General features: G+C 68.3%; 4 protein-coding genes. 2 read left to right on the top strand and 2 right to left on the bottom strand.

Going from position 1 to position 5,225, the window contains the following annotated elements:
* Positions 1–297 (bottom strand): flagellin (locus IT306_14215; GenBank protein ID MCC7369579.1); only part of this gene is annotated, 297 nt, incomplete at its 3' end.
* A gap of 1,524 nt (positions 298–1,821) precedes the next feature.
* The gene (locus tag IT306_14210) at positions 1,822–3,045 is read right to left on the bottom strand and encodes a flagellin (GenBank protein ID MCC7369578.1); all 1,224 of its coding nucleotides are present in this window, start codon (positions 3,043–3,045) and stop codon (positions 1,822–1,824) included.
* 372 nt (positions 3,046–3,417) lie between these two features.
* On the opposite strand from IT306_14210, the gene IT306_14205 reads away from it, so the two are divergent.
* Together IT306_14205 and IT306_14200 are read left to right on the top strand one after the other, a co-directional pair.
* Positions 3,418–3,939: an NUDIX hydrolase gene (locus tag IT306_14205; protein MCC7369577.1), complete on the top strand. Its 522-nt coding sequence runs from the start codon at positions 3,418–3,420 to the stop codon at positions 3,937–3,939.
* A 97-nt stretch (positions 3,940–4,036) separates the two neighbouring features.
* Complete coding sequence (locus IT306_14200) at positions 4,037–5,035, top strand: NAD(P)-dependent oxidoreductase (GenBank protein MCC7369576.1); 999 nt, start codon at positions 4,037–4,039, stop codon at positions 5,033–5,035.
* Positions 5,036–5,225 lie beyond the last annotated feature (190 nt).

Below are 5,225 nucleotides of genomic sequence, written 5' to 3'. Positions count from 1 at the left end.
GTTCGCGCCCTGGACCGCCAGCTCACGCATGCGCTGCAGGATGGTGTGGGTCTCGTTCAGGCCGCCCTCAGCGGTCTGGATCATCGAGATGCCGTCCTGGGCGTTGCGAACCGCCTGGTTCAAGCCCCGGGTCTGGCCGCGCAGCTTCTCACTAACGTACAGGCCAGCCGCATCGTCGCCAGCGCGGTTGATCCGCAGACCGCTGGACAGCTTCTCGATGCTCTTCGAGAGCATGCCGTTCGTGCTGTTCAGGTTCCGCTGGACGTTGTTCGCGTTGACGTTGGTGTTGATACGCACGAGAGTACCTCCATGTGTGCCTGCTGCATCCGTGCAGAGACGCTAGGTGGCGCGGGATGCGCCAAGAAGTTGCGGCGCGGAATGCGCCTGTGGTCAGTGCGCACGGGGCGCGTGTGGTGGCTGCGCACGAGGCGCGTATGGTGGCTGCGCACGAGGCGCGTACGGTTCCGCCCTCGGAAGCGGTGGACGCGACGGGTGGGGGTGAGCGAACCTCCCAGGGATGACCCTGAGACACCGGCATCCGAGCGTGCCGTATGCGCCCTCAGGGGTGTGGCCTGTCTGGTGTTGTTGGTGCGGAGCAGCCCGCCTGACGTTTCTGTCGTGCGGCCCGTCCCGCTGCCTACACTCGAATGATCGGCGGGTCCGGGAAGGCTTTATAGGGTTTTCCAGGGCCACTTCTGCGCGCTTCTGCGAATCCCCTTCTGTCCGTGTGGTTGGAAACAAGTGGCCCCTACTCGAATCGAGCAGGGGCCGACGGACACGCAAAGTGGACGCGTTCCCGTTGGGAACACGTGAGGCCTCTATCGCAGACATGCGTCACCCTACCGACGAGCGATCGCCGCTCTCAGCAGGAGTTGCCGTGTGCGTCGGCGCGCCGTCTCACGCCAGGCGCCGGGCATCCGGGGCCAGCGTTCATACGGCCAGCGTTCGTGCGCCCAGCGCCGTCCGGACCTGGCCGGACGGTCCGCGCGGGTGGGCGTCCGGGCATGCTGTCGCCACCTGACGGAGGCAGGCAGGCAGCCGGGCGGACATCCACGATGCCACGCGCTCAAGTTGTCTCGCCGGTGGCGGCCAGCGCTCGTGGACGGAGGCGGATGCCTCCCTCCACCGCTCGGTCTGCCGACGCCCAGACGCTGGGCATGCGGCAGCTCGGAGCGTGGCGACCCGCGCGGGTCACCACGGGCCATCGCTATCGGCGAGCGAACGGCCGGATCGCCGCGCGCCGTGGCCGCAACGCTCCGGCCCATGCACGCCGATGCGGCATCGGGCGGCACGCCGCCTGGGATTCCGTCGCACGCCCCGCGGGGGCTGCCGCGCACACCGGGTCGGCGCGCGTCGTACACGCCCAGCTGGGGCGCATCGCGTCCACCGAGGCAACGGCCGTTGCGTACGCCAAGCTGGCGCACGTCGCGCACCCCAGGCCGGAGCGTATCATGCCCCCCGCGCTGGCCAGCAGCCGCTGCTGGCCCGGCCGCGGCGGGCAGCCGATCGACGATCGGCTGCCCTGCGTGGGGTAGCTCTGGCGGCTCGTGCCCGGGCTGGCGCGGTGATCCACGTCGGCGCGTTGGCACGCGAGGCTGGATGCAGGTTGCGACATGCTGCTGCACGGTCGCGTCTCTCCAGGGTGCGCGCAGGTGAGGATCGCGGCCCTCTCGCCAGGGGTTCTGGCTGAGATGCACGGTCCTTTCAATGCCGAAAGGCGGCGTGCCCCACGCTGGTGGGACACGCCGCCGATGGCAGCACGAAGATGAAGATGGGTCTGGCCGCTGCCCGATGCGGCGGCCAGCTACCTCATCGGACCGACTACTTGAGGAGCGAGAGCACTCCCTGCGGCAGCTGGTTCGCCTGGGCGAGGATCGAGGTGCCCGCCTGCGAGAGGATGTTGTTCCGCGTGAAGATGACCATCTCGGCGGCCATGTCCGCATCGCGGATGCGGCTCTCGGAGGCCGTCAGGTTCTCAGCCGACGTCGCCAGGTTCTCGATCGAGTGCTCGAGGCGGTTCTGGACAGCACCGAGGGAAGAGCGGTTCATGGAGACATCCGCGATGGCGTCGTCGAGCGACTGGATCAGGGCCTGGGCATTCGTGGTGTTCGAGGACGAGGCGAACGTCGTGACCGCCGCCGCCAGGTTTGCGAAGCCGCCACCAAAGCCGAATGCGCCTGCCGCGCTCGCGTTGTTGGCCGATGTGACCGAGCTGTCCATCGAGACGGTGACCGTCTGGTTGGCGTTCGCGCCAACCTGGAACGATGCCGACGAGGCGCCCACGGACGTGACGATAGTGTCGTTGGACGCGCCGACCAGCTCCGCCTGGATGTTGGCGATCGTACCGTTCGCGCCACCGCCGCTCAGGCTGATGCTCACGCCGAGGGTGTTGAAGTTGAGCGACTGCGTGCCGGCGGTAGTCATCGAGGAGAGGACGATGGTCTGCGAGACCGTCTGGCCGCCGATGGTCGCCGTCAGGGTGACGCCGGTGGTGCCAGCAGCCGTCATGGTGAACGTCGTGCCCGACTGCGCCCCTGCGACGTTGACCTGTGCCACGACGCCCGAGGTGCCGATCAGCTCGTTGTTGACGAGGTCGGTGGCGGCAGCGCCAGCGAGCGAGGTGCTCAGGCTGCCGTTCAACAGCTTCTTGGTGTTGAACTCGGTGTTGTTGGCGATGCGGTCGATCTCGTTCTTGAGCGAGGTCAGCTCCGAAGCAACGGCGCCGCGGTCGATATCGGTGAGCGTGTCGTTCGACGCCTGGATCGCCAGCTCACGCATGCGCTGCAGGATCGAGTGAGTCTCGTTCAGGCCGCCTTCAGCGGTCTGGATCATCGAGATGCCGTCCTGGGCGTTCCGGATCGCCTGGTTCAAGCCCCGTGACTGGCCGCGCAGCTTCTCGCTGATGCTGAGGCCTGCCGCGTCGTCTGCCGCCCGGTTGATCCGGAGGCCGCTGGAGAGGCGTTCGATGCTCTTGGAGAGCCCGCCGTTGACGCTGGTCAGGTTCCGCTGCACGTTGAGCGCGTTGATGTTGGTGTTAATGCGCACGGTCCGATACCTCCATGTCGTGCCACTGCTTCCATGCGAGCCAGTCCATCCTTAGTCTGGCCCCTGCGGCCGCTCCGAGAAGCTCCGCACGACTACATAATCGGCAGGTTCAGCGGGATGTTTAGGGTTGGAAAGGACGAATTTGCCCCCCGTTTTTCGTCCCTTCCCGATTCGCCAAACGGGGACATTTTTCGGCAGAACAGCCAGAAACTCGCAGCAGTGCGCCAGCCCCTTCGAGAGCGCCGTGGCTGTCGGGCGAAGACGACGCGAACCGGCCGCCCGGCACGTCCCGTGCGCTGATATCATGGAAAGGTGGGCGGCCAGATCTCGCAAATCGGCTGCCCAGTTGACGGCGTAGGACGGTGGACGGCAGTGGCGGACGGGCGCGGGGGCGACGGCAAAGGCGGGACGGATGGACGGCGGCTCAAGACCGTCCGGGATGTCTCGGCTGGCGGCGTCGCCTATCGACGGGGGCCGGCGGGCATCGAGGTGGTGCTGGTCGGGCGCTCCGAGCCGGAGCGCTGGGTGCTGCCGAAGGGGACGCCGAACCGGGGCGAGTCGCTCGATCAGACGGCGGTCCGCGAGGTGGCCGAGGAGACGGGTATCCAGGTCCGGCTGCTTCGCCCGCTCCACGACATTCAGTACTGGTTCGTGCTGCACGGCGTTCGTCACTATAAGACGGTCCACTTCTACTTGATGGAAGCGATTGGCGGGGACACGTCCCTGCACGACCACGAGTACGACGAGGCCGTCTGGTTCCCGATTGGCGAGGCCGAGCGCCGCCTCTCGTTCACCAATGAGCGGAACGTGGTGGCGCGAGCGCTGGCCGCCCTGGTGGAGCTGGGGCAGACGACCGACCTGAGCGGCTCACGGGATACGTCGGCGGCCTCGTGACGGCGCTCACGCGACCTCACCCCCCGACCCGCTGCGCGGCGCGAATATCGGCTTCGCCGACATCCTCTCCGACGCAGAGAGGCGGGGCCGTTTCCCTATGACGGCGCTCATCACTGGTATCGGGTACATCGGGGCGGCCCTGGCCGAGGCGCTCCTGGCCGATGGCGAGCGCGTCGTCGGGCTGGAGAACGGCTTCTCGACGGTCCCGGCCGTCGTCAGGCGGCTGGCGCGCCGTCCGGGCTTCCAACTGGTGCGCGGCAGCATCAACAGTGCGCGCACGCTGGAGCACGCCTGCGTCGCCGCCACGGCAGACGGCAGCCCGCTCGACGCCGTGTACCACCTGGCGGCCCAGGCGAGCGCTCATCCCCAGGCGGCCCCGCCCTCCTACACCGAGCAGACCAACCTCGTTGCACCGCGCCTCGTCTACGAGGCCGCCGTGCGGCACGGTGCGAGGGCGCTCGTCTACGGCAGCTCGTTCCGCGTGTACGGCGACTATCTCGCGGGCGTCGTGGGGGAGGACACGCCGTATGGGCAGATCGGCGATCTCTCTCACCTGAGCAAGGTCTACGCCGAGAAGCTGCTGGAGATGCTGGCGGCGCAGCACCCGCTGCCGGCCGTGAGCGTCCGGCTCGGGGTGGTGTACGGCCTGGGGCCGTTGATGAAGCACGATCCACGCTTCCTGACGGTCCCGAACCTGTTCAGCCTGCGAGCCGTCGAGGGCCAGCCGCTCACCGTCCACCCGAGCGCCAACCGGCCGATTGGCTTCCTGCACCTGGATGATGCCGTTCAGTCGTTGCGTGTCGCGGCCCGGCTGGCCCAGGCTGAGGCGCCAGGCGCTCCGTCCCGTGCGCGCGCGGTCAACGCCGTCTCAGAGGTGCTCAGCGTGGGTGAGGTGGCGGCGACTGTCGAGCGGGAGGCGGCTGCCCGTCGCCTTCCGACCCGGATCGAGGGGGCCGGTCCGCTGACCAGCCCGCGCTGGTCGGTGGCCTCCTCGCTGGACGCAGCCGGCTTCCGCCCGGCCCGCACGATGTCCGAGAGCCTGGGCGCAGTGCTGGACTACTATGCAGGAGGCAGGCAGAAGCCGGCGGTACAATGAACCTATGCTGCCAGCGTCGATCTTTCTAGCACGAGGGCGCTCCCTCCTGCCGCCTGCCGCCCACAGGGCGATTGCATGTTGATGTCGTCGTGCCGCCGCGTCGGGGCTTGAAAGCCCCGCCTACGATCCTGCAGTCGCTGCGCGACGCTCCAGTCGCACCAGTGCCTGCCGTTCCCGACGGCCGTCGCGC

The organism is Chloroflexota bacterium (assembly GCA_020850535.1).
Classification (GTDB): Bacteria; Chloroflexota; UBA6077; order UBA6077; family JACCZL01; genus JADZEM01.
The sequence above is the reverse complement of the archived record's forward strand: the minus strand, read 5'-3'. Positions and strand labels throughout refer to the sequence as shown.

What these genes read in the sequence shown, in the direction of transcription:
- IT306_14200 (MCC7369576.1), top strand. Translation starts at nt 4,037, where the DNA reads ATGACGGCGCTCATCACTGGTATCGGGTACATCGGGGCGGCCCTGGCC.